This window comes from Priestia sp. FSL W8-0524, assembly GCF_038005965.1.
Lineage (GTDB): Bacteria > Bacillota > Bacilli > Bacillales > Bacillaceae_H > Priestia > Priestia zanthoxyli.
Window position 1 is genome coordinate 2,678,149 of the sequence record NZ_JBBOUG010000001.1, and the last position, 25,787, is coordinate 2,703,935.

The following is a 25,787-nucleotide window of genomic DNA, read 5'->3' on the forward strand; positions in this document are numbered from 1 at the left end:
AGATTCCATATCTACTACGATAAAAAACATCCTTTAGCCAAAGGATGCTGTTCACAAAAAAGGGCTATTTTCCACACAGTTATTTATTGAAAAGCTATTTTCTTTCTAACCCTTGATATCATTGGGTTTTTAGAGGATTTTTCTTTCTTTAATATCTGTATATAATGTTTGCTAATAAGATCTATACTAATCTCTGCTATAAGATTTTATTTAATATTTGTATAAAGAAATGTTTTAAAAATATCTACACCTGAGGATTTTCACTTTTTCTAAATTACGGAGTTTTCATTACATATACCAAATACAAATAAATTAAAATAAAACAATAGTTCAAACGCCTCTTAATAAATTCTAGTAGTATATTTTTTAAAATAAATTATACTATTCAGTAGAGAAAAATTTATAAAGCAAGAAAGGGACTTAGTCATGAAATACATACAGTGGGTACAGCAAACTTTATTTAATACCGGTAGGTGGATTGACATTAGTGAAGTAATCATAAAGATTATCCTCATTTTTATCATTGCTCAAATTGTCATCCGGTTTGCTCGCAGTGTCATTAATAAAATCTTTGATTTCAGATTTAAAACTAAACTGCTGAGGTACAACGAACGAAAAGAAATAACGCTGAAAAAACTTTGTCTGAGCATTGTCATGTACGTTGTGTATTTTATTGCACTTATTACGTCTTTAGAGGCAATCGGAATTAATATGAAAGCACTTTTAGCTGGTATTAGCGTAGCAGGGTTTATTACAGGCTTAGGTGCACAGAATTTGATTAAAGATATTTTAAATGGGTTTTTTATTCTATTTGAAGATCAATTCTCAGTAGGAGATCACGTATCTATAAATGATACGAAAGGAACTGTTGAAGAAATTGGATTGCGCACGACAAAAATTCGCGGAGTCGACGGAGAGTTTTATTTTTTTGCTAATAGTAACATTACAAAAGTAGCGAACTACACGCTCGGTGAAATCCCCGAAATACATACACCTGAACAAATAAAAACTCGTGAAGAATAGCTTCACGAGTTTTTATTTACGACCGTTGTAAAGAATTGATCATATGATGTAAGGTGATAATCTGCTTCAATATCGTTATTTTGAAATGCACATGTTTTAATTCCCAGTTCACGGGCAGGTTTTAAGTCAAGTTCGCGATCCCCAATTACTAAATCGAGCTGATACTTATCGTGAAGATAGGCATAAGCTCCGCTATCAGGCTTTCGTTTGTAGCCATCATCCTTTGTAATAATCTCCGTGAAGTAGTGCTCCATATTAAAAAATGCCAGGATATCAAGCGTAGATTGTCTAGACTTGTGCGTAACAATTACATTTGTATCCGCAAAGCTCAGTACGTCTTCTACGTGAGAAAAAGCAGGCTTATCTTTAGGATTTATTTTTTGTTCGAGCACATGGAAGTGTTTATCAAACAAAGACTTTTCAATATCAAAATGCTTGATTGCTACGTCAGAAGATATTTTCATTTGTTTTAAAATATCATCTTCTGAAATCGTTTGATCTGTTAGTAATTCTTTGAATGCTTTCACGATAGTCGGATAGGTATCAAAGATGGTTCCATCAAAGTCCCATAAAATATTCATTTTCGCTGTCTCTCCTTTTTAAAAACGTAACGATTATACCAAATTTTTCACTGCTTGTCAGTGAATCATTTTGTCGTCGTTGCATTTAAAGTAAAAAAACTCGTATAAAACGAGTTTTTTTACTTTATTAGCTGCTGCTGCACCCACTCCCGCAGCTAGAGCTTGAACAGCTTGAACTGCTGCAGTTTGAACTCGAACAGCTGCTGCCGCTGTCATGATGGTGATGACCTCCATCGTTGTGGTGATGGTGGCGGTTGTCTTCCCAGGGGCTTGAACAGCTATACCCGCTGTAAGAGGCTGTCTCTCCCGCATACATCGTCTTTTTATATAGCAACAGTTCATTCATATGGCTTGAAAAGTTGGTGGCTTTGTAGAGAGAATAAAAAACAAAGCCTTGAAGAAGAAGTTCGTTTGATACATTTCCTTTTTTAGCCGCTTTTTTAAAATAAGTTGATCCGCCCGTTTTTTTTCTTTTTCGTGCAGCAGTGACTTCTTCTTTTAACGTTTGAATCAGGGCTCTCTGCTGTTTTTCCCATTTGCCGTTTCTTAAAAAATAGCGATCTAGTAATTCATCTTCTGATAACCTTTGAAAATCTTGAAGCGTACTTTTATCAAGCGGATGCTGAAAAAACTTCCCCCAAAGCAGTCGGCTGTTACCCGTTATGTCAAACAAATGAGCATACATCCAATCAAAGAACGCTCGCTTATCCGGCTGTGGGGATGGAGCTGTTTCTACATTTGGCTGGTGATGCAAAAAGCGGTTGAAAAAACGGTCTGTAAAGCGCTCATAATCTACTGTAAACATAATCATTTCATGCCATACTTCATCTACTTTTGCACTAAACATTGGTACGTCTTTGATGACTGCATTTAATAAAAAATAGCGCTTCATCTCAAAAAACGTCCATTCTACTTCATCGGCTTTTGTATTTCGCCCTTGCATACGCTGTTTCACTTGCTGAACATAGGCTGCCGGTAAAGAATCTTCTAGTGAATGAACTATATCTTCAAAGCCATTATCTTTATGTATTCCGAGCTCATCTGGAAGCTCCTCTTTATACAAGCGAAATCTTCTCGACTTTACAACCCCTTTAATAATCAAAACTAAAAGAATTACCGCTACTACTATAATTGCTGCTATCATCTTCTTCCCCCTGTATCGTATCTATATATTCAATATTTTACCACATTCGTAAAACACAAAAAAAGAGCTCAATTAACTTGAGCTCTCGTCATCATCGGGTATCTCGTCTACCTTTTCTACTTTGACTAGACCTTTCGTGCTATATTCAAGATCAAAGTATGCTTTAACGATATCCCCTTTTTTCAAATTACTTGGAATCGGTTCATTTAAATTTTTATCGGAAAATTTAATGCCCGTTCCTTCTTTTGTTGTTCCGCTGTATGTACCATTTTCGATTTTTTCAATAGTAATATAATACACTCGATATTTGTGCGCTTCCTCGTCGCCTTTCGCTTTTTCTTTAACGGTTTCTTGTTCAGGAAGCTTACTCAGTGTTTCTTGGGCCTGTCCAGAAGTCGGCTCTGCTGATCGATTTATGAATTGCATCACAACTAACACTAAACATATAACTACTAAAACTAATAATAATATCTTTTTTGCTGATAAAGACAATGAACTGTGCCTCCTTACACCTTTATGTATATCATGCTGCACACAAGAGATTATACACGATAAAGGATTAGAAATTGGAATAAATTCTATAAAAATAGTAAAAATATGAGAAAGTACCTAGAATTTTTTACGCTTTTCTGCACTTTTTTGAGATAGAAAAGAAATTTGGTACCTTATCCTTAAATTGTAACTGATTCACTTCATTTTCGGAAAGAGTTTTGCCCATTTTGTCGTAAAAAAGTCATAATAAGAAGGAATATCACACCATATTGTCGAACGTATGTATATACTTATAATGAACTGCCGAACTGCTTTTCTCTATCCTCATTGTTGAGGCAATATGGCAACTGAAACAGCTTGCTGTTAAATTCAGATTACACATCTATACTCAGGAGGTGGAATGCAAAATGATGTTTGCACTTATTGTTGTGGTTGGTATCGTAGCACTTGGCGTAGCTAGCTTCTACGTCATTAAGCGACCTCAAGGCGCTGTTGATCCTGAGGATCGCAAACCGCTTGTTTCTGTAAACGGGCATGTTAAATTTGCAGAAGGAATTAATCAAATTTCCATATCTAAAATTGACATGTACGATCAGCGTCTTGTTATCAATCAAGTAGCTATTATTCCATTTAACCGTATTCAACGAGCAGAATTTTCAAAGGTTGTCAAAAATGAAAAAGGCCTTCACGGAGCTCCTGTTCAACGCTATTTCGGTGAGTTAACCATTCATTTCACAGACAAGAACGGGCAAGAAACCTACATTCGCTGTGAAACACCGAAAAAAAATCAATTTCACCTCATCTACCAGTACGATTTAATGAAAAGACAATTAAATAAGCGTCTTGGTCTTGAAGATCAGCAGCCTTACCTTACTCTTCAAGAACCATACGAACTATAAGAGAAAACCTCCCTTTTTCACATATTATTTCACTTCCCTGTACATACTAGAAGCGAAACTGAAAATGGGAGGTCATTCCAATGGATTTCGTCCGTTTTTTGCAATATTTTTGTTCAATCGCCGGCGCTCTATGCTTGGGGTTTACCTACTATCACATGTTCAAGCGTGACGCTCCGGTTAAAAAAGAAGAATCACAGCAAGGTGGAACTGAGTGAAGTTCGCCTGCCGTGATTCTTCTTTTTATTTATATATTATTTATTTTTAGCCCAACAATAATTTTTGGTAAGTACATTTTTAATAATATTCCGTAGCATACAAATAGAATTGTAGGAATAATAATGAATTTTGAAAAAAGTAAAAATGCAGTAATAGACAAAGTTATAAAAATAATAAGAAAAATAACTAAGTGTTTCATGCTAGACACCTTTTGGTTATTAATAATATCAGCGATACCAACTAATATCATTAAGAAACATATGTAATCTATTACACCTTGTATCAAATAATATTGTTTGACAACAGATTCAACAGTTGACATAGCAAACGTGAGATATAATAGCATAAATGAAACCACTACAGTTAATAAAGTCAACAAGAAAGGTATAAGCACAGGTGAAAGCATTGTTCTAAATAAGTGACCAAATGACCGAGATATACTTCTTTCATTTAAATAAGAGAAAGCATTAGGTTGGTTATATTTAAGGTTAGTTCTCTCTGTACTCAATCTTTCGACGAATTTCTCGACTTTTTTCTTTTCTATTCCAGTACTGAAGCTTCCAACCTCCTTACTTAGATCATAAGATAAATACGGATAAGCAGCCTTTAAATTCTCTTCTAATTGAGTAAACTCTACTTCATTTATTAAGAATTTATTTAGTGCATACTCCAATTCTAATAAAATTGTTAATACCTCACTGTACTTTTCTCTTTTATAGTTTTCACTATTTAGTAATTGAGTTCTGAACTCTTTGTACAACCATGTTCCAATTAATGCTATTAATAAATAAGTAATCAATTGCACATAATTTTTGCCAAATAATTGGTCTACGCTATTTAAAACAATTTTTACTAATTCATTCATTTAACGTATTACTCTCCTCTTTACATTAAAAAAACTTATAGCCACTTCTATAAATCGAGAAGTGGCTAATTCATTTATTACCTTGATTATTGTAGAGACTTCATAGATTAAACTGTTTATTAAAACGCCCAGTTCCCTTTTCTAAACACAGGCTCGCTTGTACCGTCAGCTTTAATGCCGTCGATGTCCATTTCAGCTGAGCCAATCATGAAGTCAACGTGGGTGATGCTGTCGTTTGCTCCGTTTTGTGATAGCTCTTCTTTAGACATCGTTTTTCCGCCTTCTAAACAGAAGGAATACGAGCTGCCGATGGCTAAGTGGTTGGATGCATTTTCGTCAAACAGCGTGTTGTAGAAAATGATGTTTGACTGAGAAATTGGCGATTGATGCGGTACTAAGGCTACTTCTCCTAAGTATTTGGCACCTTCATCTGTTTCAATTAAGTGCTTTAACGTTTCTTCGCCTTCTTCTGCTTTTACATCAACAATTTTTCCGTTTTCAAATGTTAGCGTGAAGTTTTCAATTAAGTTTCCTGCGTAGCTAAGCGGTTTTGTGCTCGTTACTTGACCGTTTACGCCGTCTTTTTTCGGAAGTGTGAATACTTCTTCTGTTGGCATATTGGCCATGAACGAGTTGCCGTCTTCATTAACACTGCCTGCTCCAACCCAAATATGTTTGTCAGGAAGTTCAATTGTTAAATCTGTTCCTGGCGCTTTATAGTGAAGCTTAGAAAATCTTTTTTCATTTAAAATGTCTACTTTTGTATGTAATGAAGCATTATGCTCTTCCCATGCGGCCACTGGATCTTCTTGGTCTACGCGCACAGATTTAAAAATAGCTTCCCATAGTTTTTCTTGCTGCTGTTCTTCTGGAACGTCAGGAAATACTTTAGCTGCCCAGTCTTTTGAAGGAACAGCTACGATGGACCAGCTGATTTTATCAGATTGGATCGCTTCACGGAATTTTTTCATTGCTTTTCCGCTTACTTTTTGGAACGCAGCAATACGTTTGCCGTCTACTCCTTTTAGTAAGTCAGGACCGCTTGAAATTACAGATAAAACAGCGCCTCCGTTTTTCACAAGCTCTTCTCTTGCCTGAGCTTTCCAAGCAGGAAATTCATTAAATACAGATTCATCCGCTTTTTCATATTTCAAACGAACTAAATGATCGTCATGCCAGTCTACATCAACAGACTTTGCTCCGGCTTCGTACGCTTTTTTCGCAATCTCACGAACAAAATCAGCGGAAGAAATATCAGCATTAATGTTTAATACTTGCCCTTTTTGAATGTTTACACCGACTTTTACAGCTAGCTCGGCGTACTTTTCAATATTGCGCTCAAACTGTTCCATAATTTATCTCCTTTACGTATATATTCTAACAACTTTATTGTATCACGAATAAAACATCAATTAAAAATCCTAGCCTATAGTTTACATAATATAATTACGTTATTTTACAGATTATTATATAGAAAAAGTTTGTTCTCTAAGAATCAGAACAAACTTTTGTCTTTCACAGATTCCGTTTTGTAGCCGAGCCGCTCCGAAATGTTCTTGCCTATATCAACCATGCGTTCTTGAAGGTACGTTAATCGCTCATTGGTCATACGCATCGTAGCACCGGAAATGCTGACTGCAGCAACGACTTGACCAAGGTGATCAAAAATAGGGGCTGCGATGCAAGTAATTCCGTATTCATTTTCTTCTAAATCCAGCGCATATCCCTTTTGCTTCACTTCTGAAAGTTCCCGGAGAAAGCTTTCTTCATCTGTAATGGTGTGATTGGTATGAGCTGGTAAGCCTTTTCTTTCAAGAATGCTTGTTACCGTGTTAAGCGGTAAAAAAGCTAGGATAGCTTTACCGACAGACGTACAGTGCATAGGCGCTCTTTTCCCCACTTTTGAGTGCATGCGCAGCGTCTGATTTCCTTCTAGCTTTTCAATATACACTACTTCACCTTGATCGTAGACAACAAGATGAATAACTTCATTTGTTTCACTTTCAAGTTCTTGCAAAAACGGCTTTGCTTCCGTTCGTAGATCAATAGAATCTAAAAGCTTTGAACTTACTTCTAAAAACTTATACCCAAGCTTGTACCGCCCGCTTTCTTGATCTTGTTCAATATAGCCATACTGAGCAAGAGTAGTTAGAATACGGTATACGGAGCTTTTATTAATGTCCATTTGCTTTGCAATTTCTGTGACGCCTACCCCTTCTCTTTCCATGCTGACAATTGTGACAATGTCCAATGCCCGGCTTACAGACTTAACCATATTTTCTCGCTCCATTTTTCCTCTCTCCTCTATGTGTCATTTTACTGCCGGGCATTTTTTATCACTTTTATACGTTTACACGTTCTTTTTCTGCAACAAACGGATTTTGGAGGGTCCCAATTTCTCGGATGGTGCATGCAATAACATCGTTTGCGCTCACCAGTTCCGCGCCGACCGGACTTCCTGTTAAAACCACATCTCCCGGCTTAAGGGTCATAACAGTAGATAGGTAAGCAATCATTTCTCCAACCGAAATAATCATTAAATCTGTCGAGCTGTTTTGTTTTTCAACGCCATTTAAAAACGCTTTTACATGAATGGACTTAAGATCAAGCTCTGTTTCGATTACGGGGCCAAGAGGCGTAAATGAATCAAAGGATTTTCCAATGGTCCAGTGCCCGTCTTTATGAAAATAATCCGGAGCCGTTACATCGTTTCCAATTGTATACCCAAATATATAGTCCTGTACGTCTTCTACTGCGATGTTCTTCGCTTCTTTTCCAATAACAACTGCAAGCTCAGACTCAAACTTGACGTGCTTAATGGCAGTTGGAATGACAATGTCTTCGTTTGGACCAATCACAGAGGATGTGGGCTTAAAAAAGAAGACAGGAATAGAAGGCATTTCTTTTGGCAGCTCCGACTTTGCAGCTGCATAATTAGCGCCTATTCCAATAATTTGATTCGGCTCTAAAGGAGCCAAAAGCCTTACTTCACTCGGTGAAAAAGTCTGCCCTGTATAGTCCCACTTCTCAAATATATTTCCTTCAATAACGCTGATCGTATCCTCTTTTAGTACACCTGTATGACGGCTATCTTGTATAGCAAACCTTACAAATTTCATGACATAACTCCTTTTCCCATTTGCTTTGTTTTAATAAGGATCGTAGGTAGTCAGGTTCTTAAGATGTAAGTACAGCCTGCCATCTCTATGCTGACAGGCCGTTTTTTTACTGTTTTATAGCTGCTTTTGCCTTTGCTTCGATACGACGGCGGTGTAAAATGGGCTCCGTATAGCCGTTTGGCTGATCATAGCCTTGAAATACTAAATCGCAGGCTGCCTGAAAAGCAATGGATGCGCTGTAGTTCGATGACATTGGCTGATACAGAGGATCATTTTCATTTTGTTGATCCACTACTTTTGCCATTCGCTTTAGCGTTTCCGTTACTTGTTCTTTTGTACAAATCCCATGATGAAGCCAGTTGGCTACGTGCTGACTGGAAATACGAAGCGTTGCCCGGTCTTCCATTAGCCCTACATTATTAATATCCGGTACTTTTGAGCACCCTACTCCTTGGTCGACCCATCTTACTACATAGCCGAGTATTCCTTGAGCGTTGTTGTCTAGCTCCTGCTGGATTTCATCTTTGCTCCAATTTGGTTTTTCGGCCACAGGAATTTGCAAAATGTCATCTTGTAAATCAGTGGACTTAGTAAGCAATTCGTTTTGAACATCTCTTACATCAATTTGATGATAGTGAAGAGCATGAAGCGTTGCTGCGGTTGGTGAAGGCACCCATGCCGTATTCGCTCCTGCTTTTAAATGCCCCACTTTTTGTTTCAGCATTTCGGCCATCATATCCGGCATTGCCCACATTCCTTTTCCGATTTGAGCGCGGCCTTGGAACCCGCTTGCTAACCCTACATTTACATTAGACTGCTCGTAGCCTTGAAGCCATTTAGACGCCTTCATATCATTTTTACGAATAACAGCGCCTGCTTCCATAGAAGTGTGAATTTCGTCACCTGTTCGATCCAAAAATCCAGTATTAATAAACGCCACTCGGTCTTTTACTTCTTTGATGCACGCTTTTAAATTAAGCGTTGTGCGGCGCTCTTCGTCCATTACGCCAATTTTAATCGTATGACGCTCAAGCCCTAGCATATCTTCAATTGAATTAAATAACGTGTTGGCAAAAGCCACTTCTTTGGAGCCGTGCATTTTCGGTTTAACGATATAGATAGAGCTCTTTTTAGAATTTTGATACGTACCGTTTTTAAGCAAGGTGTGTTTGGCAATTAAACTAGTAATCACGCTGTCTAAAATACCTTCATAGATTTCGTTGCCATTTCGATCTAAAACAGCGCTGTTTGTCATTAAATGCCCAACGTTTCGAACAAACATAAGCGAACGGCCAGACAGTGAAATCTTTTCCTTGTGGGGAGCAATATAGGTACGGTCTGGATTTAAACGCCTTGTCATGTTTTGACTTCCTTTTTTAAAAGTAGACGTCAAATCACCTTTCATTAATCCCAGCCAGTTGCGGTAAACGTCTACTTTGTCTTCTGCGTCTACTGCCGCTACTGAATCTTCACAGTCCATAATCGTCGTAAGAGCTGCTTCCATTAAAATATCTTTTACACCCGCATCGTCCGTTTTACCAATCGAATCCGTACGATCAATTTGAACTTCAAAATGCAGGCCGTTGTTTTTGAATAAAAGAGCATCAGGGCTTTCTTCTTCTCCTTGATACCCTACAAATTTATCTTCTTCCTGTAACTCTGTTAAACTGCCATCGTTTAATTGAGCAACAAGCTTTCCATTTTCAAGACTGTACTGAACCACTTCTGCATGAGAAGACTGAACGAGCGGAATAACTTCATCAAGAAAATTCTTTGCAAACGCAATAACTTTTTCTCCTCGAATTGGATTATAAGAACTCGTGCGCGAAGCTCCATTTTCTTCACTGATTGCATCAGTGCCGTAAAGTGCATCATAGAGACTACCCCAGCGTGCATTAGCAGCGTTAATAGCATACCGAGCGTTATTCACTGGTACCACAAGCTGTGGTCCCGCTTGATAGGCAATTTCGCTGTCTACTCCTTCTGTACCAATAAGAAAATCTTCTGCCTTGTCTTCTAAATAGCCAATTCTCGTTAAAAACGATTTGTATTCGTTAAAGTCACCGTCAGGATTTTCTTGATGCCATGCATTAATTTGAGCTTGAAGCTGATCACGCTTTTCTAACAAACGTTTATTTACGGGTGTTAACTCAGTTACTAACGCTTCAAAATCAGACCAAAAATTTTCTGTACTTAGGCCGCTGCCCGGGAGAGCTTCCTCATTAATAAATTGATAGAGAACTGGAGCTACTTTCAGATTTCCAACTTGTTTGTAGTTTGTCACCGTCTGTTTCCTCCTCTTACTTCTTTACATTTTTAAATTTGGACGCGCTTTCAATTCTTTTTGCCAAAATGGTTAAGACGAACATATGCGGTACTGTTTCTTATTACAAAACAGCGTTTTATTTTTGTTAAAAAAATCATATCATCGAGCGAATGTATTTTCAAGAATTTTCTAAAAATAACCCACTTTTTTCTTTTCTTTTTTGACTTCAGCGCAGCGGCTCGGACTTGGAAAAAGCTTTCCTGCATTTAATAGATTTTTAGGATTAAATACTTCTCGTATATTCGTTTGTGCTTGAATTTCATCTTCATTAAAAACAAATCGCATTTCTTCTTTTTTTTCAATGCCCACGCCGTGTTCGCCGGTAATCGTTCCTCCTACTTCTGCACATACTTGCAAACATGCGCTTCCGGCGTCGAGTGCTTTTTCAGTTTCCCCCGGCTTTCTAGCATCAAATAATACAAGCGGATGCAAGTTCCCGTCTCCAGCGTGAAAAATATTGGCAATGCGAAGGCTAGATTCTTCGCTAATTTTGTTGATTCGCTTCAGCACTTGAGGCAGTTTACTTCTTGGAATAACGCCGTCTTGTACGAGGTAGTCAGGGGATATAGCTCCCATCGCTCCAAATCCTGTTTTGCGATTTGCCCACCACCTGGCGCGCTCTTCTTCACTTTCAGCTACTTTCACTTCCCGTACGTTCTGTTTTTTGCATACGTCTAAAATACGTAGAATTTGCTCTTCGATACCGGCTGAAATGCCGTCTACTTCAATTAATAAAAGAGCTTCAATATCTCTAGGGTGTCCGACTGGAAACGCAGCAGCTTCCACTCCTTCAATGGCGGTTTTATCCATCATTTCAAGCGCAGCGGGCACAATGCCGGCTGATATAATGTCGGATACCGCTTGACTGCCGTCTTCTACGCGGTCGAAATAGGCAAGTACCGTTTGTTTGGCTTCGGGGTTTTTCAAAATGCGCACCGTAATTTTTGTAACGATTCCTAACGTCCCTTCTGATCCTGTTAAAAGTCCTAATAAATCATATCCCGGTTCATCTGGAATACCTTGCTTGCCAAGTTCAATCACATCTCCATTTGGAAGCACCACCTCTAGCCCTAAAATATGGTTGGTAGTTACGCCATATTTTAGACAGTGTGCCCCTCCCGCGTTTTCCGCTACATTTCCACCAATGGTGCAGCAATACTGACTCGAAGGATCGGGTGCATAATAATATCCTTTTTCAGAGATTGAATTAGTTAACTTAAGATTAATAAATCCGGGCTCTACCACGGCACGTCTGTTTTCATAGTCGACGCTAAGCAGCCGCTTCATTTTTACTAAACTAATAATCACTTCGTTATTAAGCGGAATCGCTCCTCCGCTCAGTCCTGTGCCTGCTCCTCTTGCAAGAAAAGGCAAGTCATGTTCATTGCAGTATTTAACAATGCTAGAAACTTCTTTCGTATTTTTAGGAAATAACACCGCTTTAGGCAAGTGTCTGTGAATAGTAAACCCATCGCAGTCGTACGCAAGTAAATCTTCTTTGTGATACAAAATAGAATGAGCATCTACTAGTTGAGAAAGATTTTTCACGTGAAGATCTTTTATTCTATTTTTCTTCAACACGATGCGCTTCCTCCTCTTCTTTTTGATAGGCCCACTCCAAAAGCTGTACCGTGTGAACAATTTGCTGACTTCGTCCATATTTTTTCACTCCTACTGCCATCTGCAGCATACATCCTGGGTTTCCCATTGAAATCATTTCTACGTCAGGGGGCACATTTTCCATTTTACTTTGAAGCACGGCTCCCGCCATGTCAGGGTTTGTTAAATTATAAATTCCTGCGCTTCCACAGCATCTGTCTGCGTTAGCCATATGAACCATTTCAACTCCCGGAATAGAAAGCAAAATATCTCTTGGTTCTTCTCTAACTCCTTGACCATGAGCTAAATGACAAGCGTCGTGATACGTAATGCGCGTATGCAGCTTCGCCTGCGGAGGGCGATATCCCGTATCGTGAAGGTATTTTGAAATATCCTGGACTTTTTTAGCAAAGACTTCGGCTTTTTCAAGCCACTCTTGCTCTTCTTCTCTAAATAGTTCAGGATACTCTTTTAACATGCAGCCGCATCCCGCAGCGTTTACAATAATGGTATCGGCATGCTGAAACGCCTCTATATTTTTTTTGGCAAGCTGCCTTCCCATGTCTCGGTCTCCTGCATGAACGTGCAAAGCACCACAGCACGTCTGAGAATGAGGAATAACAACGTCGTTTCCGTTTCTTCTTAATACATTAAGAGTCGCTTCGTTAATATCACTGAACATGACGTCCATAATGCAGCCCGTTAAAAAAGCAACTTCGGCTTTTCTTTCGGCTTTTGCTTTTAGAACGCGTTCTTTTTTATATTTTTTTCGAACAGAACGGGTAATTTTAGGCATTACATGTTCCATTTCTGCTAGATGTGTTGGCATCATATTTAACATGCCTGTTGTGCGAACCATTTTTTGCATCCCGCTTTTTTGATACAACTTTAATAGACTTCCTGCAGCTTCTAAGCGATGGGAATGAGGAAAAAGTTCCTTTAGAAAAAATTTGCTGATCATTCCTTTCCATCCCGTCAAAGGCATCGCCTGACGAATTTGGCCGCGAGCTTCTTCAATGAGTCCGCCAACGTCTACATTTGCAGGACAAGCAGTTGTACAGGCACGGCAGTCCAAACAAGCAAATACAGGATCTGTAAACTGTTCATTCACGCTTATCTTTCCTTCTGCTACCGATTTGATAAGGTGCACGCGTCCTCTTGGTGAATGCTGTTCTTGCCCCGTTATTTCGTAAGTAGGACAAGACTCCAAGCACATTCCGCAGTGTACACAATCCGCCCATTTTTTTTCGTCTGGCGCGTCTTTCCACAAATAATTGCTAACGCTTTGACATGGAGCATCTTTGATATCCGCTTTCGCTGAATTCACTTAGATTCCTCCTATAAATCGTTTATAGTTAAGCACATTTTTAGCGTCCACCTTTGCTTTAATTCCTGCTAGTAACGGAAAATGAGAAGGTTTTTCCCCCCACACATTTACTTTTTGACGCAGTATAAAAGGCAAATGTTTAACGACCACATATCCTCCGTACGTTTTAGCCGTTTCAGTCAATGAAGTGATAACGGAAAGAATGGCTTCTTCTGAGCCCTTTATGTAGACTGAGCAAAGACCGTGTCCAACTCCTCCATGTGCTTTTACCAGCATGGGAAGGGATGTTTTTAAAGCAGTACTTTTGTTTATCACGTCAAGTACATTCATATTTGGTACACCGACTTTTAAAGTGGCTTCCGTTTCCTCTTCGGAAGAACAGCATGCACCATTTGGACTAATGTTACTAAAAAATCCCCAAAATACTTCGGCTTCTTTTTCATGAAGCACTTTTAAAATCGTATCAGACGGCTGAATGCTTTTGATGTAATTCTCTTGATAATGAACGGAACTTTCCACATCTTCAAAGCTGATTACAAGCGTAAACAGATGCTGCCCTATTACATCTTCAGCTAGAGAAGGATTTAATAATTCCAAGGAAACGGGCTCTATCATGGAGTCTAAGACTTTGCTAACAAACGCATGAACTTCTTCGATATTGCCTGTTGAAAAAGAAAGAAAAAGAACGCTTTGATACTTGGGCAGCGGACGCAGCTTTAACGTTATTTCGGATATAACGCCGAGCGTTCCCATTGAACCAATAAACAGCTTATTCATATCATAGCCAGCCACGTTCTTGACGACTTTTCCCCCTGAACGAACAATGGTTCCATCTGAATATACGACTCTCATACCGATTACTGCATCTCGAGCTGATCCATAAGACAAGCGCTTTGGGCCACTTTCATTCGCTGCAATAACTCCGCCGATTGTAGCGTAGTCTCCTAGAGCTGGATCAAGTGAAACTTGCTGATTGTACGTTTTTAAATACGTTTGCAGCTCTCCAAACGGCGTACCAGCTTTTACAGTAACCGTCATATCGCCTACTGTATGTTCAACAATTCCGCTGTATTCAGTCAGCGAAAGCAAAAGATCTGCTGTGTCTATAAGCCCGCCAAAGCCTTTTTTGGTACCGTTCCCTTCAATGACGACTTTTTTTCCGTGTTCCGCCGCATACCTTAAAACGGCTGCTATTTCTTGTTCTGAAGTTGGCTTAACATGCACGGACCCGTTATTTCCAAGGAAGTGATTCATATGCTGTTCTTCAAGTGTGGAAGGATGAGATAAAATGGATTTTAAATGACCTGGAAGTTCTAACGTACTCAATAAATTGACTCCTCTCGTTTTGTAATAGCAAACAACGTTTCACTAATAACATACAGAAGTGCCATGTATAATACGACTGAAAGTAGTAGATTAATAAGAAGAATAATTAGTAGAATAGATAAAAAGATATATTTTAAGCGCTTACAATCATTTAATCACCTATTCTTGGGATTTTCAACCAGTATTTTCTTCTTATCAACAAAAAAATGTCCGTTCTTTAGAAAAAAAGTTTCTTTTAGTACTTGCCTATCACGAAAGTATTAGAATATAATGTAAGCGAATTCATTTTTACATAAGTCATCAGATGACCTTATCATCGTAGTTTTAATGGTTTCGTTTTACTAAATTCGTAGTTCACTAATTTGAAAATGAGGTGTTAGTTATGACATGGACACAGCAGTTCACTCCTGTAGGAAACAGCGTCATTTGGTCTTCATTAATCGCTTTGATTCCTATTCTTTACTTCTTTTGGGCTCTGGCTATTAAACGAATGAAAGGTTATATGGCTGGGATTACAACCTTACTGGTCGCACTTGCCGTTGCGATGCTTGCCTATAAAATGCCGGCTAGCATGGCTTTTATGTCAGCTAGTCAAGGAGCTGTATACGGTATACTGCCGATTGGATGGATTATCATTACATCCGTTTTTCTTTACAAACTAACTGTAAAAACCGGTCAGTTTGATATTATTCGTACCTCTGTCGTATCTATTACAGAAGATCGCAGACTTCAAGCTTTGTTGGTTGCTTTTTCGTTTGGGGCTTTTCTTGAAGGTGCTGCTGGTTTTGGCGCACCTGTTGCGATTTCAGCAGCTTTGCTGGTAGGCCTAGGTTTTAATCCGCTGTATGCCGCGGGCTTATGTTTATTAGCAAATACAGCACCCGTTGCTTTTGGTGCAATCGGTATTCCTATCACGGCTATGGAGGGTCCTACTGGAGTAGCGGCAATGGAAATCTCTAAAATGGTAGGCCGCCAGCTTCCTTTTATTTCTGTATTTATTCCGCTATATTTGGTTTTTGTAATGGCTGGATTTAAGAAAACAGTAGAAGTACTCCCTGCTATTTTAGTATCCGGCGTCTCTTTTGCTCTTACACAGTTTGTCAGCTCTAACTTTTTAGGACCTGAACTTCCCGATATTTTATCGGCACTCGTTTCACTTTTTGCGCTCGCTATTTTCTTAAAATTCTGGAAACCGAAAACAACGTTTCGCTTTCAATCTGAAAAAGCAGCACATGAAGTAGCTTCCGCTTCGGCTGAGCCAAGAGAAACTCAAGGTCAGCCCGCATTCACCGGGGCTCAAATTGCAAAGGCGTGGTCACCTTTTTTAATTTTAACGATCTTTATTTCCATATGGGGAATTCCTCAAATTAAAACCGCTCTGACGGGACATTATGAAGGAACTAACGCTTTTTTGAGCGCTATCAATTCCGTCGGACATTATTTAACGTTTATGCCAGAAGTACCTTGGTTAAATAATTTAATTTTAAATGGAAATGGAGAACCAATTGCGGCAGTGTATAAGTTAGAATTACTAGGCGCTGCGGGCACAGCTATCCTGTTGTCTGCTGTTGTCACAAAATTTATCGTCAACATCTCTTGGAAAGACTGGTTTATTACGTTTAACGAGACGTGTAAAGAATTAGCGCTGCCGCTGCTTACGATTATGTCCGTTGTGGCATTTGCTTACGTGACAAATGCTTCTGGAATGAGTACAACATTAGGACTGCTGTTAGCTAAAACAGGCGCGTTATTTCCCTTTTTCTCTCCTGTACTCGGCTGGCTTGGTGTTTTTATTACAGGATCAGATACATCAGCCAACTTATTGTTCGGCAATTTGCAAAAAATCACGGCCACGTCTATTGGAATGGATCCGCTTCTTGCGCTTGCAGCAAACTCTTCGGGCGGAGTAACCGGTAAAATGATTTCACCGCAGTCCATCGCTGTCGCCTGTGCTGCGGTTGGGCTGGCAGGAAAAGAATCCGATTTGCTTCGTTTTACGGTGAAGCACAGCCTATTTTTACTGCTGATTGTCTGCCTACTAACATTTTTACAATCCAATGTATTATCGTGGATGATTCCTTAATCAAAAAAGCTTCCGCAGCTAGAGGTGAACCTCTGCACGGAAGCCTTTTTCTTTTAGTTAAGATCGATTAATGGCATATACAACAAATAAAACTATGTCTAGCAAAATCATGACAACACCGACAAGCAGCCAGATGTTTCCTTGCGTCTTTTTCTCTCCTTCTTGCATTTCAAACGCTCGAATAGCAAATACAATTCCAAGGGTAAACACGAGAAAAAACAGCTGACGGTAATCAAAAAACGACAGTACGACAAAAATTAAAGTGAAAAACACCATAATCATTTCTAAGATCCGATAAGGCTGCTTTTGACATGCTAATAATAGTTTCATTTCTTGACCTACTTTCATCCCGTTTCTAATAGCGTTATTTTACTATTAATTTTAAATGAGATGTTAGTGTTTCGGGCACTGTTCACTGTTTTGTAACAAAAAAAGCGTACGTTAGCTAAACGCACGCTTCTCCTTTTATTCATTTACATTTGGATTCATTGGATTATCCATCCCTGTTTTATCTTGAATTTTTTTATAGATAAAATACGTGTAGACGGCAATTAAAATGGAGAATGCCCACGTAACGGCTTGACGGAATACAATCATGTTCCCGTACCCTTCTACTCCGTACTTTTGAATCAATACGTATTTTACAATTGCTAAAAATACATAGCGACCTGCGAACAGTACTGTAAGCCAGTTCATCATTTTGAATAAATCAGGCTGGTGGAAGAGCTTAAGAGAATCTTCTCGCTTATAGCCCATTAAGTACGCCGTATCTACAAAAAAGTACAAACCAATTGGCTTTTTTATCACAATGGTAAAAAGGACAACTACAGCCAGTCCAATCATAAAGTATACTTGATTGTTTAACATCGTCGCTGCGTTTCCTGAAATTAAATCAATAATGGTACGTGCCAGCAGCGTAATGACAATAAACAATCCTGTTACGTTAAACTGGCGATCTTTAATAAATGTATAAATGGTATACACAAACGCTGGTGCTGTTGAAAGCAAAATGGCATAGTAATCACCAATAATGTCTTTTCCCTGATTCCATATTAGGTAAGGAATAGCGATATAAAAAAGTAAATCAAACCATACTCGTTTTGTATTGTTCATATATAACTCCTTTAAAAACGTTGTTCCTGCTATTATATGGGATACTACGCAAGAAAAAAAGGCTTTTACCTGGAATGTTATGAAATTTTAATCATTTATGTTTAGATCCAAAGCGACAGGGAAAACGATTTCTAGAAAGACTTCAAGAATTATAAACATCGAAACACTTGAGCAGCAATACATGTGCCACAAGTGAAAAATGCTGAAAGGATTGATTCATTATCGCACTTCACCTAACGTACACGTCAGAAATGGAAAAGGCCATGCAGCTTTCTCACGGCGTGGGGTATGCTGAATATAGCCGTAAACTAGACAAACGTCTACAGGTGGAAAAAGAACGGGAAAAAGATTATCAGGCTAGCAAAGATATACTTCGTGATATTAACCAGCATCGATAATAAAAAGCCGCTTGCTACTCTTGGTAGCAAGCGGCTTTTTATTTACAAATGAACCAAAATTATACATAATAAGGAAGTGCGTGTATCAAAGAAAGGAACTTACTTATTATGATGGAAAAATTACTGATTATTTGTGTATTTGTAGGAATTATTCACATGATTGAAACACTAGCCTACTCTGTGAGACTCGCGGGCTTGAAAACTGGAAAACTAGTCGTGGCCCTATCTCTTTTTAATATTATTGTCATCGTTTCAAGAACAGCTAATATGGTGCAAGCTCCGCTGACCGGCAAATTAGGAGATGCGGTCCAGTCTAAAGAAGATTTGTCCCTTCTACTTCATCAGCTTCAAACTATCTTGCTCGCGGCCTCTATTGGGACAATCGCAGGTGCTCTTTTAATTCCTAGCTTTGTATCAATCTTCTCTCGCATGATTTCACACTTAGAAGTAGCAGGATCTGTACCCAAAATGATGAAAAACATTACTTCCATACATACGCTGGAAAAAGCAAAAAAACACGTGAAGCGTCCTAGGTGGATTATGCTGTCTCAGCTGCGAATAGGCGGAGTGCCCAAGCGATTGCTTCTTTTAAATTTAATGGCTACGACCATTTATACAGTAGGTGTTCTTTCCACTCTTTATGCTTCTACGCTCGAGCCTACTCTTTCTAAATCGATTCTGATGTCTTCTGGTCTTATTAACGGACTAGCGATGATTACCCTTGCAGTGTTTGTAGATCCGCAAGTAGCCATTCTAACTGAAAAGGTAATGAAAGGTGAATCGACTAAGCAATCTATGAATAAAATGGTTGGTACACTCGTCATCTCTCGTTTATGCGGGACAGTATGTGCCCAGATTCTCTTAGTCCCCGCTGCTCTTTATATTGCGTGGATTTGCAAATTAATTCCCTAGAAAAAAGACTTCGTTTCAGAAGTCTTTTTATACATATTCTACTTTTTTGTATCTATAAACAGCAGCAATTAAAAGAAGAAAACAGCTCACTAATGTAACAACTACGGTATAGGTGACACTTTGTGACCAGTGCAATTGTTCAAGTATACGACCGGCGTATTGTGACAGCGCCGCAGGACTCCACTTTAATTGATTCATAAACAAAGTACTTAAAAATGAAAGTGACGCAATAATCAAAATGCTTACTCCAGCAATTCCTCCGCTTTGTAAAAGAAAGGTTCCAGCTGCCACTAGCACGGACAAGATAAAAATCAGCCACAGGCTGTATAAAAGAAAGCTAACTATCATATGAGTCCAATCCACATGTGAAAATAAAAGATTTGTATAATACCACGCTGCTATATAGCTTATAAACATTGAGCCAATAACCAGTACGATTTGCGCAGCCCATTTACTCATAATGTATTGAATGACGCTCACCGGTCTCATCATAACAAGTACAGCCGCATGATTTTGTCGTTCATTTGAAATCATATTCATGCTTGCTAGTACAATCAATAAGATTCCTATTGTGCTATATTGTGAAAGGACACCTTGCAATACTTCTTGACCGCTTGGCGTAGGAAGTTGAATAATGGCTCCTTTTGGCAAATTTCCTGCCATGTCAATGATTTGTGGCATATAATAATTCGTTAAAGGCTGTGTGATGCCTAGCAAAATTAGAGAGATGGGTAGCCAAATTGCTTTGCCGTTCGCAAATAATTCATGCAGCTCCTTTTTAAATAAGACTCTAAATATATTCATTTATTCATCACCTCTAGATACACATCTTCGAGAGAATGCTGTTTTCGTTCAAATAAAACAAGATTTGCTTGTTGATCAACAAGCAGTTGAAGCAGCTGCTGCTGCTGAGATGTATCTTTTACACTTACAGTGGCTTTATAAGGAGAATGAAACAGCACCTGTTCACTTGGCAGACTGCTAAATGATGCAGGGAGCCTTTCTTCTGTTTCAATCGTAAAAGCAGGATCCGCAAACTCTTGGCGCAGCGAACTCTTTGTTCCATTCCATTTCATGCGTCCGTTTTTAATCATAATCATGTTATCGCATATTTGTTCTGCATCATGCAAAATGTGAGTTGAAAAAAGGATGGTCGTATCTTTTTTTAATGTTTCGATAATCATTAGGACATCTTTTCTGCCTTCAGGATCCAAAGCCGAAACGGGTTCATCTAAAATTAGCAGTTCAGGTTTATGTAACAAGGCTTGAGCTAAGCCCAAACGTTGTTTCATTCCTCCAGAAAAGCCAGCAATTTTCTGCTTTTCCTTTCCTTTTAAACCTACCGTTTCAAGTACTTCATCTATTCGTTGGGAAAGCACATTCTTTGAAATGTTAGATAAAAGACCTAAAAAAGTTAAATACTGCTGAGGCGTCATCCAATTAAAAAACGTAGGATGCTGCGGCAGAAAGCCAATAAATGATCGTACGTCTTGATGCTGTTTATCTTCAAAAGAAATTTTCCCTTTATTAGGTGCAGTAAGACCTGCAATCATATGCAAAGTAGTCGTCTTACCTGCACCATTAGGGCCTAACAATGCTGCACATTTTCCTTTATCGAGATTAAATGAAAGGTTATCTACAACGGTTATATTACGGTACGTTTTTGTCAGTCCTTCTACTTGCATAAACATCTTCGCTCCACCTCACTGTTTTTTACGTCCTAAAACAAAATATAAAACGGGACCGACTGTACTTACACATAAAATGATGAGTCCCCATAACCATTTTGGTCCGTTTGTCTCTTCTTGCTTTATGCAGCTTATTAACGCTGGAATCATTAAAAGCAATTGTAAGAATAGAATTGGAGCAATTAACAACCAGTTAATGTCCTTCATTTACATCCCCCTTTTTTTTCGTGCTGGAAGCCAAATAATAAAAAACCAATAAAAAAGCGTTGGCATTGGAATTTGAATCAGTCCCCATATTCCCCAAAACCATGGATGGGCGCCGCGTTTTTTTGCATTGATAAAAAGTAGAAAGCTTTGAAGAAGGAGAAATGGTGAAATAAACAGCACAATAATCCATTTTTCATTCATTATAAAAACATCTCCTTTTTTCGTTTATAGTGAAAAACGATAAAAGAAAGAGGCGCAACAATGATGCCAATTACCTCAATGGCGATAAATAAGGCAGGTATTTGTAAAATAGCCGTTGCCACTACCGTTAAAATAACAAGTGCTGTTAATGTAAATAAGCATAACTCTTTCCGGAAAGCTTTTTTCTGCTTTTGTTTTTGAATGAGAAGCTGTTCTTGAATTGCATGAAGAGAAATACGTTCATGACTTGCTAAACTCTCTAGCTGCTCCCAATCTTTTTTTAAAGAATGTAAGGACTGATTGTCATTTTCTTCCCTCATTCTTTCCACTCCTTTCTCAGTATATTTACTCCTTTATTTACTCTTGATTTGACCGTTCCTGCTCGCATATTCAGCATATGGGCAATCTCATCGTATGTATATCCGTAATAATGTCGAAGCAAGACAGGAATTCGAAAGCGCGAATCGAGTTCATTAAAATCGGAAAACATCTCGCTCCACTCCACTCCTTTGTATTTAGCTTTCCACTGAAGCTGATGCGATAAAGCCTGCTTTATTCGCTGAAGACTGCTTTTTTCACGTTTTTGCTTACGCAAATAATCCATGTACAGTCTTGAAGCAATGGATATCATCCAAGTCGAAAACTTTGCTTCATTTTTGTATGAAGAAAGATTCACGTAACACTTCATCATTGCTTCCTGACACAATTCACTGCATAAGTCCTCATCTAATGTCAGCTTTAAAAGGTATTTATATAAAAATGAATGATAGCGCTGAAATAATAATGAAAAGGCATCATCATCACCTTGTAATGCTTTTTGGACAAGGATGAAATCATCTTGTTCCAAAGCGGTCACCCCTCCTTTTTGTTTCATCACCTATATGACGCTTGAGCGATTGAAATCGTTCATTTTTTATATAAAAAAAACGCCCCGCAGGACGTTTTTATTTAGTACGAAGCATTTTTAATCCTTCTTCATCTTCTTCTAATGAATAGACTTCATCGTTTTTAGCGAATAAAACACCGTGGAAGATTTGAAGATCATCATCACAGGCTTCACAAAATTCCTTTTCGCCTTCGTTCCAAAAGCTAAAGAGCGCTAGTTCATCACTTCGCACGCTTGCGTATTTTTGATGAAATTCATAAATCATCATCGCGTAGTAGCGAAGCGCTTCTTCTTTTTTTTCAAATTCAATGGTTTCAATAATATCCTTTTCCCAGCCTTCTAAAAACAGCCAAGGTTCACAATCACTTTTTATTTTATGAACTCTCCATTTATCTGTCATGATTGAACATCTCCTTACTTACAGCTTACTTCTAAAAATTCTCTTTTCCTTATTATTCAGCAAAAATAACTTTGAATCAAGTAAAACGGAAAAAACGCCTATTTTTAGGAAATAGGCGCTAACAAGTTGGCTTAATCTGAACTTCTTTTTTATATTAGTAATAGCCCCTTAAACTATAAGGAACTAAACTGCCCGTATAATACTGGGTAACAGGAGGGAAAACGCCGGCTGAAGGCGTGATTTTCCCCCACCAAGATGGTTTTTTGCCCCACCAGTTATCCATCGCTCCATCAGGTGACACGACAAATCCAATTGGACGTGCAAAAGAAGGCATAAAATACGGATAAAACGAATACTGAAAAGGCGTGTAGAAAGAAGAGTAAAACATCTCTTTCCTTATCCGTTTCCGAAGCCGTTTTGGTCAGAACCATCCGGATCGAGCGTATTTGTATTAGAAAGTCCCGAATTTGTATTTACACAAATTCCTGTATTTGAAGACCCTGAACCTTGCGCAGTTTTACTGTTACTTTTTGGAGAAACATAGTACGTGTCGCCAAATGTAACGACTCCTCCTGTAACATTTGGAATCACTACATGATTAATAACAATCGGCATTATCCTCACCCTTTTTATTTTCATCGTGATGTAATATATGAATGATTTATCAAAAGGGTTATAAATTAATGGATATAAATAAAAAATCCCCCTGCAGAGTGGGGTATTTTTACGCTTTTACCTCTTTTTTAGAATGACTTAATTCATCTCGAAGAATATCAAAATCTCGTTCTGCTACTTCTTCAATTTTAGTATACAACTCATTCTCTGTTAGAAGTCCTTTTTCTTCAAGTATTTCGACAAGAGCCTTAAACTTTATTCTAGATAAAAGCATTTCGTTGACCGTGCTCTCTGTTGGACGTTCATTTTTCACTTGTTCTTTTTCTTTAACAGGTTCTTGCTGCAGCTTCACTCTGAAAACAATATTTGTATGATCTGTAATTTCAGGTGACTGATAAAATGTGCTATGCGAAATGTTTTTTAGTGTTAGCGTTTCTTTTGTCTCCATATTTGTTACTTCAAAGTACGGATCCTCAAAAAATGCATCATATTTATCATAAGCTGCTTTGCCTACAACCGAAAAAGAAAAGTTTAGCCTTTTCAACTCTTCACCTGTATTCGCATCAGTAATCATTTTTTCTTCAAACATATCAACGTGAAAATTTACGTTATTAATCATTAGTTGTGTCAATTCAATCGCCTCCTTCTTTATTAATACGACATGGAGTGACAAGTTCCCTGTTTTTTTATATAAAAAAACATCTCCCAAAAATGGGGATGTTTTTCAAAGAGCTAGAAAAATGCTTTTTTAGCTCTACAATTCTTCTTCTGCTTTGTCGTATTTGCGTTCGTGCGCCGTATCTTCTTCGTTATCACGAATGGTTTTTTGAAGCACAAAAGCGGACATCGTTAAGTATAATGTTCCAACAGCATAATAACCTTTTACCGGTAATGATGCATCTAAGGTATAAATTCCTATAAACATAGCTAATAGTGCTGTAATAAAAGCTGTCCATGCTAAAAATGTAAAAGCTGCTGTATTACGCTTTTTCATCGTATGACCTCCTCTTTTCCTTTTTCTGTTAAGCGTCGCTTTCATTTTACATTGTAAAATAATTGTTGTCATGGGTATTTATAGTCAGTTACCCTTTTAATCAGAACAAGAAACGGAAGAATTTAGGTCTTACATCCTATTTTTATCATAAAGCTTTTTTTCGAAATGATGAGATATATGGAATTTCTCTTTAAAAGTATGTTCATTCGTTTTCATTAAGGAAAGCTCCATTTAATTATTGCAATAAAAAAATCATCGCCGAGACGATGATTTTTTTGTTTAGCCTTCAAAGTATTCTTTATAAAAGCCGCCGACTTGGCCAGTGTTATCAACAACAAAATAAAATTCTTCTGTTTCGTTTTTTACATCATATGTTTTTCCTGCTGTTAAAACATTTTCAACCACGAATTTTTTTGCATCTGTATGTATGCATTTTACTTGTTTAATTGTTGGACGATCGTTCCATTCTAAATGAATCATGTATGTACACTCCTTTGTTTTCATTCAAGATTCATTTTATCTTACTTGAAGTAAAAAAGAAACGGAGCGAATTTAAAAATTAAAAAATTCGCTCATGCACTTTTTTTTTGGCAACTGTTGCTTGTACAAACTGTGCCGTTTGTGCAACAATTGTGTCTTTATCAAAATCCATCGACGCAACATGGTAAGAGTTTCGAAGCATGTGCTGTCTTTTTTCTGCTGATTGAATATGGTTTAAGATATAAGCTGAATTCTCAGGCGGTACTACGTTATCAACGGTTGATGTTAGTACTAAAGCCGGGCATGTTACATAAGATAAGCGTTCTTTTGTTTCGTCCATTAAAGAAAGCAGCTCACGCATAGAGCGCACTGGTACTTTGTCGTACGTAATTTCATGTACGTTTGGATCCTTAATATCAGGATGATCTTCTTTTAAATAACGAGGCGTATGACGAGAGCGGTAAGGCTCCATTGAAGGAATGGACGTCATAGCCGGATTGATTGCAATAACTCCGTCAAGATCTAATCCTTGGCTTGCTGTATGAAAGGTGAGAGTGCCTCCCATGGACTGACCTAAGATAAATACGTGACGGCATTCTTGCTTCAAACGCTGATACCCATTTAAAAAGTCCTGCTTCCATTCCTCGTACGTTGTTTGTTCAATATCATAGTAGTGAGTACCATGTCCCGTTAGTCGCAAACCGTACACAGTAAAACCTTTTTTAGCTAATTCTTTTCCGATATATTCCATACTTTGAGGGGTCCCCATAAATCCATGAGAAACAAGTATACCAATGTCGTTGCCTTTATAATAAAAAGATTCTGCGCCTTGAATTACGTCATAACGTTCCATTTTCTTCACCCTTTATCACAAATTTTCTGACTAAATGAAC

Annotated in this window: 31 protein-coding genes; 5 read left to right on the forward strand and 26 right to left on the reverse strand. The window is 38.2% G+C overall.

The genetic code is table 11. The annotated features are described in order from the left end of the window. Positions 1 to 426 precede the first annotated feature (426 nt). Complete coding sequence (locus NST66_RS13635; RefSeq protein ID WP_028412904.1) at positions 427 to 1,023, forward strand: mechanosensitive ion channel family protein; 597 nt, start codon at positions 427 to 429, stop codon at positions 1,021 to 1,023. Positions 1,024 to 1,025: 2 nt separating this feature from the next. Here NST66_RS13635 and NST66_RS13640 read toward each other — a convergent pair whose 3' ends face one another. The 3 genes from NST66_RS13640 to NST66_RS13650 all read right to left on the reverse strand — a co-directional run bounded on the left by NST66_RS13640 (position 1,026) and on the right by NST66_RS13650 (position 3,240). Continuing rightward, entirely contained in the window at positions 1,026 to 1,604 is a 579-nt protein-coding gene (locus NST66_RS13640) for an HAD-IA family hydrolase (RefSeq protein ID WP_033579376.1), read from the reverse strand. Between the two features lie 127 nt (positions 1,605 to 1,731). Then, complete coding sequence (locus tag NST66_RS13645) at positions 1,732 to 2,748, reverse strand: hypothetical protein (protein ID WP_033579377.1); 1,017 nt, start codon at positions 2,746 to 2,748, stop codon at positions 1,732 to 1,734. A gap of 72 nt (positions 2,749 to 2,820) precedes the next feature. Then, the gene (locus NST66_RS13650) at positions 2,821 to 3,240 is read right to left on the reverse strand and encodes a hypothetical protein (protein WP_028412901.1); all 420 of its coding nucleotides are present in this window, start codon (positions 3,238 to 3,240) and stop codon (positions 2,821 to 2,823) included. A 407-nt stretch (positions 3,241 to 3,647) separates the two neighbouring features. Here NST66_RS13650 and NST66_RS13655 point away from each other — a divergent pair, with 407 nt between their 5' ends. Then, positions 3,648 to 4,139, forward strand: a complete 492-nt coding sequence (locus NST66_RS13655; RefSeq protein WP_028409022.1) for a hypothetical protein — start codon at positions 3,648 to 3,650, stop codon at positions 4,137 to 4,139. 80 nt (positions 4,140 to 4,219) lie between these two features. Beyond that, complete coding sequence (locus tag NST66_RS13660) at positions 4,220 to 4,354, forward strand: hypothetical protein (protein WP_014459590.1); 135 nt, start codon at positions 4,220 to 4,222, stop codon at positions 4,352 to 4,354. A 29-nt stretch (positions 4,355 to 4,383) separates the two neighbouring features. Here NST66_RS13660 and NST66_RS13665 read toward each other — a convergent pair whose 3' ends face one another. From NST66_RS13665 to NST66_RS13700, 8 genes are all read right to left on the reverse strand, one after another. Then, a complete protein-coding gene (locus NST66_RS13665; RefSeq protein WP_033579378.1) occupies positions 4,384 to 5,220 on the reverse strand; it encodes a hypothetical protein in 837 nt (278 codons plus the stop codon). A gap of 119 nt (positions 5,221 to 5,339) precedes the next feature. Next, positions 5,340 to 6,572, reverse strand: coding sequence for an aminopeptidase (locus NST66_RS13670; protein ID WP_033579379.1), 1,233 nt, complete (start codon positions 6,570 to 6,572; stop codon positions 5,340 to 5,342). 143 nt (positions 6,573 to 6,715) lie between these two features. Next, a complete protein-coding gene (locus tag NST66_RS13675) occupies positions 6,716 to 7,510 on the reverse strand; it encodes an IclR family transcriptional regulator (RefSeq protein ID WP_033579380.1) in 795 nt (264 codons plus the stop codon). Positions 7,511 to 7,562: 52 nt separating this feature from the next. After that, positions 7,563 to 8,339: a fumarylacetoacetate hydrolase family protein gene (locus tag NST66_RS13680; protein WP_033579381.1), complete on the reverse strand. Its 777-nt coding sequence runs from the start codon at positions 8,337 to 8,339 to the stop codon at positions 7,563 to 7,565. Between the two features lie 106 nt (positions 8,340 to 8,445). Then, positions 8,446 to 10,623: a malate synthase G gene (locus tag NST66_RS13685; protein WP_098113826.1), complete on the reverse strand. Its 2,178-nt coding sequence runs from the start codon at positions 10,621 to 10,623 to the stop codon at positions 8,446 to 8,448. Between the two features lie 171 nt (positions 10,624 to 10,794). After that, the gene (locus tag NST66_RS13690) at positions 10,795 to 12,246 is read right to left on the reverse strand and encodes an FAD-linked oxidase C-terminal domain-containing protein (protein ID WP_340843426.1); all 1,452 of its coding nucleotides are present in this window, start codon (positions 12,244 to 12,246) and stop codon (positions 10,795 to 10,797) included. Continuing rightward, positions 12,230 to 13,591 carry a (Fe-S)-binding protein gene (locus NST66_RS13695; RefSeq protein WP_028414362.1) on the reverse strand — a complete coding sequence of 454 codons (1,362 nt, stop codon included), beginning with the start codon at positions 13,589 to 13,591 and terminating at the stop codon, positions 12,230 to 12,232. Before NST66_RS13695 ends, NST66_RS13690 begins: the two co-directional genes overlap by 17 nt. Next, positions 13,592 to 14,917 (reverse strand): FAD-binding oxidoreductase, encoded by a 1,326-nt coding sequence (locus tag NST66_RS13700; protein ID WP_033579383.1) that lies wholly within the window; start codon positions 14,915 to 14,917, stop codon positions 13,592 to 13,594. A gap of 382 nt (positions 14,918 to 15,299) precedes the next feature. Here NST66_RS13700 and NST66_RS13705 point away from each other — a divergent pair, with 382 nt between their 5' ends. Beyond that, on the forward strand, positions 15,300 to 17,000 hold the full coding sequence (locus tag NST66_RS13705) for an L-lactate permease (protein WP_033579384.1): 1,701 nt from the start codon (positions 15,300 to 15,302) through the stop codon (positions 16,998 to 17,000). A gap of 57 nt (positions 17,001 to 17,057) precedes the next feature. On the opposite strand, the gene NST66_RS13710 is transcribed toward NST66_RS13705, so the two are convergent. Together NST66_RS13710 and NST66_RS13715 are read right to left on the reverse strand one after the other, a co-directional pair. Continuing rightward, the gene (locus NST66_RS13710) at positions 17,058 to 17,330 is read right to left on the reverse strand and encodes a hypothetical protein (RefSeq protein WP_223260190.1); all 273 of its coding nucleotides are present in this window, start codon (positions 17,328 to 17,330) and stop codon (positions 17,058 to 17,060) included. Between the two features lie 135 nt (positions 17,331 to 17,465). Then, positions 17,466 to 18,113, reverse strand: coding sequence for a VC0807 family protein (locus tag NST66_RS13715; RefSeq protein ID WP_013057564.1), 648 nt, complete (start codon positions 18,111 to 18,113; stop codon positions 17,466 to 17,468). A 506-nt stretch (positions 18,114 to 18,619) separates the two neighbouring features. Here NST66_RS13715 and NST66_RS13720 point away from each other — a divergent pair. After that, positions 18,620 to 19,423 (forward strand): lipid II flippase Amj family protein, encoded by an 804-nt coding sequence (locus tag NST66_RS13720; protein ID WP_049165218.1) that lies wholly within the window; start codon positions 18,620 to 18,622, stop codon positions 19,421 to 19,423. Positions 19,424 to 19,450: 27 nt separating this feature from the next. On the opposite strand, the gene NST66_RS13725 is transcribed toward NST66_RS13720, so the two are convergent. The 13 genes from NST66_RS13725 to NST66_RS13785 form a co-directional block, all read right to left on the reverse strand. Then, positions 19,451 to 20,227, reverse strand: coding sequence for an ABC transporter permease (locus tag NST66_RS13725; RefSeq protein WP_033579385.1), 777 nt, complete (start codon positions 20,225 to 20,227; stop codon positions 19,451 to 19,453). After that, positions 20,224 to 21,114 (reverse strand): ABC transporter ATP-binding protein, encoded by an 891-nt coding sequence (locus tag NST66_RS13730; protein WP_033579386.1) that lies wholly within the window; start codon positions 21,112 to 21,114, stop codon positions 20,224 to 20,226. The genes NST66_RS13725 and NST66_RS13730 overlap by 4 nt, the downstream gene beginning before the upstream one ends. 12 nt (positions 21,115 to 21,126) lie before the next feature. Next, positions 21,127 to 21,318, reverse strand: a complete 192-nt coding sequence (locus tag NST66_RS13735; RefSeq protein ID WP_013057569.1) for a PLD nuclease N-terminal domain-containing protein — start codon at positions 21,316 to 21,318, stop codon at positions 21,127 to 21,129. After that, entirely contained in the window at positions 21,319 to 21,519 is a 201-nt protein-coding gene (locus tag NST66_RS13740) for a hypothetical protein (RefSeq protein ID WP_033579387.1), read from the reverse strand. Then, positions 21,519 to 21,839: a YxlC family protein gene (locus NST66_RS13745; protein ID WP_033579388.1), complete on the reverse strand. Its 321-nt coding sequence runs from the start codon at positions 21,837 to 21,839 to the stop codon at positions 21,519 to 21,521. The genes NST66_RS13740 and NST66_RS13745 overlap by 1 nt, the downstream gene beginning before the upstream one ends. After that, positions 21,836 to 22,366, reverse strand: coding sequence for an RNA polymerase sigma factor SigY (gene sigY, locus NST66_RS13750; protein WP_033579389.1), 531 nt, complete (start codon positions 22,364 to 22,366; stop codon positions 21,836 to 21,838). The genes NST66_RS13745 and sigY overlap by 4 nt, the downstream gene beginning before the upstream one ends. Positions 22,367 to 22,463: 97 nt before the next feature. After that, entirely contained in the window at positions 22,464 to 22,805 is a 342-nt protein-coding gene (locus tag NST66_RS13755) for a DUF1033 family protein (RefSeq protein WP_013057574.1), read from the reverse strand. Positions 22,806 to 22,959: 154 nt separating this feature from the next. Continuing rightward, the gene (locus NST66_RS13760) at positions 22,960 to 23,193 is read right to left on the reverse strand and encodes a hypothetical protein (RefSeq protein ID WP_028412882.1); all 234 of its coding nucleotides are present in this window, start codon (positions 23,191 to 23,193) and stop codon (positions 22,960 to 22,962) included. 8 nt (positions 23,194 to 23,201) lie between these two features. Then, the gene (locus tag NST66_RS13765) at positions 23,202 to 23,420 is read right to left on the reverse strand and encodes a spore germination protein (protein ID WP_013083687.1); all 219 of its coding nucleotides are present in this window, start codon (positions 23,418 to 23,420) and stop codon (positions 23,202 to 23,204) included. Between the two features lie 109 nt (positions 23,421 to 23,529). Continuing rightward, positions 23,530 to 24,051, reverse strand: a complete 522-nt coding sequence (locus tag NST66_RS13770; protein ID WP_028412881.1) for a hypothetical protein — start codon at positions 24,049 to 24,051, stop codon at positions 23,530 to 23,532. A gap of 123 nt (positions 24,052 to 24,174) precedes the next feature. Further along, the gene (locus NST66_RS13775) at positions 24,175 to 24,414 is read right to left on the reverse strand and encodes a YiaA/YiaB family inner membrane protein (protein WP_013057577.1); all 240 of its coding nucleotides are present in this window, start codon (positions 24,412 to 24,414) and stop codon (positions 24,175 to 24,177) included. Between the two features lie 279 nt (positions 24,415 to 24,693). Continuing rightward, positions 24,694 to 24,894: a DUF6501 family protein gene (locus tag NST66_RS13780; RefSeq protein WP_013057578.1), complete on the reverse strand. Its 201-nt coding sequence runs from the start codon at positions 24,892 to 24,894 to the stop codon at positions 24,694 to 24,696. 79 nt (positions 24,895 to 24,973) lie between these two features. Continuing rightward, positions 24,974 to 25,747: an alpha/beta hydrolase gene (locus NST66_RS13785; RefSeq protein WP_033579390.1), complete on the reverse strand. Its 774-nt coding sequence runs from the start codon at positions 25,745 to 25,747 to the stop codon at positions 24,974 to 24,976. Positions 25,748 to 25,787 lie beyond the last annotated feature (40 nt).

Bases quoted from the DNA above. Each gene is read 5' to 3' on its own strand.
- NST66_RS13740 (WP_033579387.1), bottom strand. From the start codon at position 21,519: ATGAATGAAAAATGGATTATTGTGCTGTTTATTTCACCATTTCTCCTT.
- NST66_RS13720 (WP_049165218.1), top strand. From the start codon at position 18,620: ATGATGGAAAAATTACTGATTATTTGTGTATTTGTAGGAATTATTCAC.
- NST66_RS13785 (WP_033579390.1), bottom strand. From the start codon at position 25,747: ATGGAACGTTATGACGTAATTCAAGGCGCAGAATCTTTTTATTATAAA.
- NST66_RS13715 (WP_013057564.1), bottom strand. From the start codon at position 18,113: ATGAACAATACAAAACGAGTATGGTTTGATTTACTTTTTTATATCGCT.
- NST66_RS13760 (WP_028412882.1), bottom strand. From the start codon at position 23,193: ATGTTTTACTCTTCTTTCTACACGCCTTTTCAGTATTCGTTTTATCCG.
- NST66_RS13735 (WP_013057569.1), bottom strand. From the start codon at position 21,318: ATGAAGGACATTAACTGGTTGTTAATTGCTCCAATTCTATTCTTACAA.
- NST66_RS13745 (WP_033579388.1), bottom strand. From the start codon at position 21,839: ATGAGGGAAGAAAATGACAATCAGTCCTTACATTCTTTAAAAAAAGAT.
- NST66_RS13705 (WP_033579384.1), top strand. From the start codon at position 15,300: ATGACATGGACACAGCAGTTCACTCCTGTAGGAAACAGCGTCATTTGG.
- NST66_RS13680 (WP_033579381.1), bottom strand. From the start codon at position 8,339: ATGAAATTTGTAAGGTTTGCTATACAAGATAGCCGTCATACAGGTGTA.
- NST66_RS13765 (WP_013083687.1), bottom strand. From the start codon at position 23,420: ATGCCGATTGTTATTAATCATGTAGTGATTCCAAATGTTACAGGAGGA.
- NST66_RS13675 (WP_033579380.1), bottom strand. From the start codon at position 7,510: ATGGAGCGAGAAAATATGGTTAAGTCTGTAAGCCGGGCATTGGACATT.
- NST66_RS13660 (WP_014459590.1), top strand. From the start codon at position 4,220: ATGGATTTCGTCCGTTTTTTGCAATATTTTTGTTCAATCGCCGGCGCT.
- NST66_RS13645 (WP_033579377.1), bottom strand. From the start codon at position 2,748: ATGATAGCAGCAATTATAGTAGTAGCGGTAATTCTTTTAGTTTTGATT.
- NST66_RS13755 (WP_013057574.1), bottom strand. From the start codon at position 22,805: ATGACAGATAAATGGAGAGTTCATAAAATAAAAAGTGATTGTGAACCT.
- NST66_RS13775 (WP_013057577.1), bottom strand. From the start codon at position 24,414: ATGAAAAAGCGTAATACAGCAGCTTTTACATTTTTAGCATGGACAGCT.
- NST66_RS13730 (WP_033579386.1), bottom strand. From the start codon at position 21,114: ATGTTTATGCAAGTAGAAGGACTGACAAAAACGTACCGTAATATAACC.
- NST66_RS13665 (WP_033579378.1), bottom strand. From the start codon at position 5,220: ATGAATGAATTAGTAAAAATTGTTTTAAATAGCGTAGACCAATTATTT.
- NST66_RS13670 (WP_033579379.1), bottom strand. From the start codon at position 6,572: ATGGAACAGTTTGAGCGCAATATTGAAAAGTACGCCGAGCTAGCTGTA.
- NST66_RS13780 (WP_013057578.1), bottom strand. From the start codon at position 24,894: ATGATTCATTTAGAATGGAACGATCGTCCAACAATTAAACAAGTAAAA.
- NST66_RS13655 (WP_028409022.1), top strand. From the start codon at position 3,648: ATGATGTTTGCACTTATTGTTGTGGTTGGTATCGTAGCACTTGGCGTA.
- NST66_RS13725 (WP_033579385.1), bottom strand. From the start codon at position 20,227: ATGAATATATTTAGAGTCTTATTTAAAAAGGAGCTGCATGAATTATTT.
- NST66_RS13710 (WP_223260190.1), bottom strand. From the start codon at position 17,330: ATGAAACTATTATTAGCATGTCAAAAGCAGCCTTATCGGATCTTAGAA.
- NST66_RS13640 (WP_033579376.1), bottom strand. From the start codon at position 1,604: ATGAATATTTTATGGGACTTTGATGGAACCATCTTTGATACCTATCCG.
- NST66_RS13635 (WP_028412904.1), top strand. From the start codon at position 427: ATGAAATACATACAGTGGGTACAGCAAACTTTATTTAATACCGGTAGG.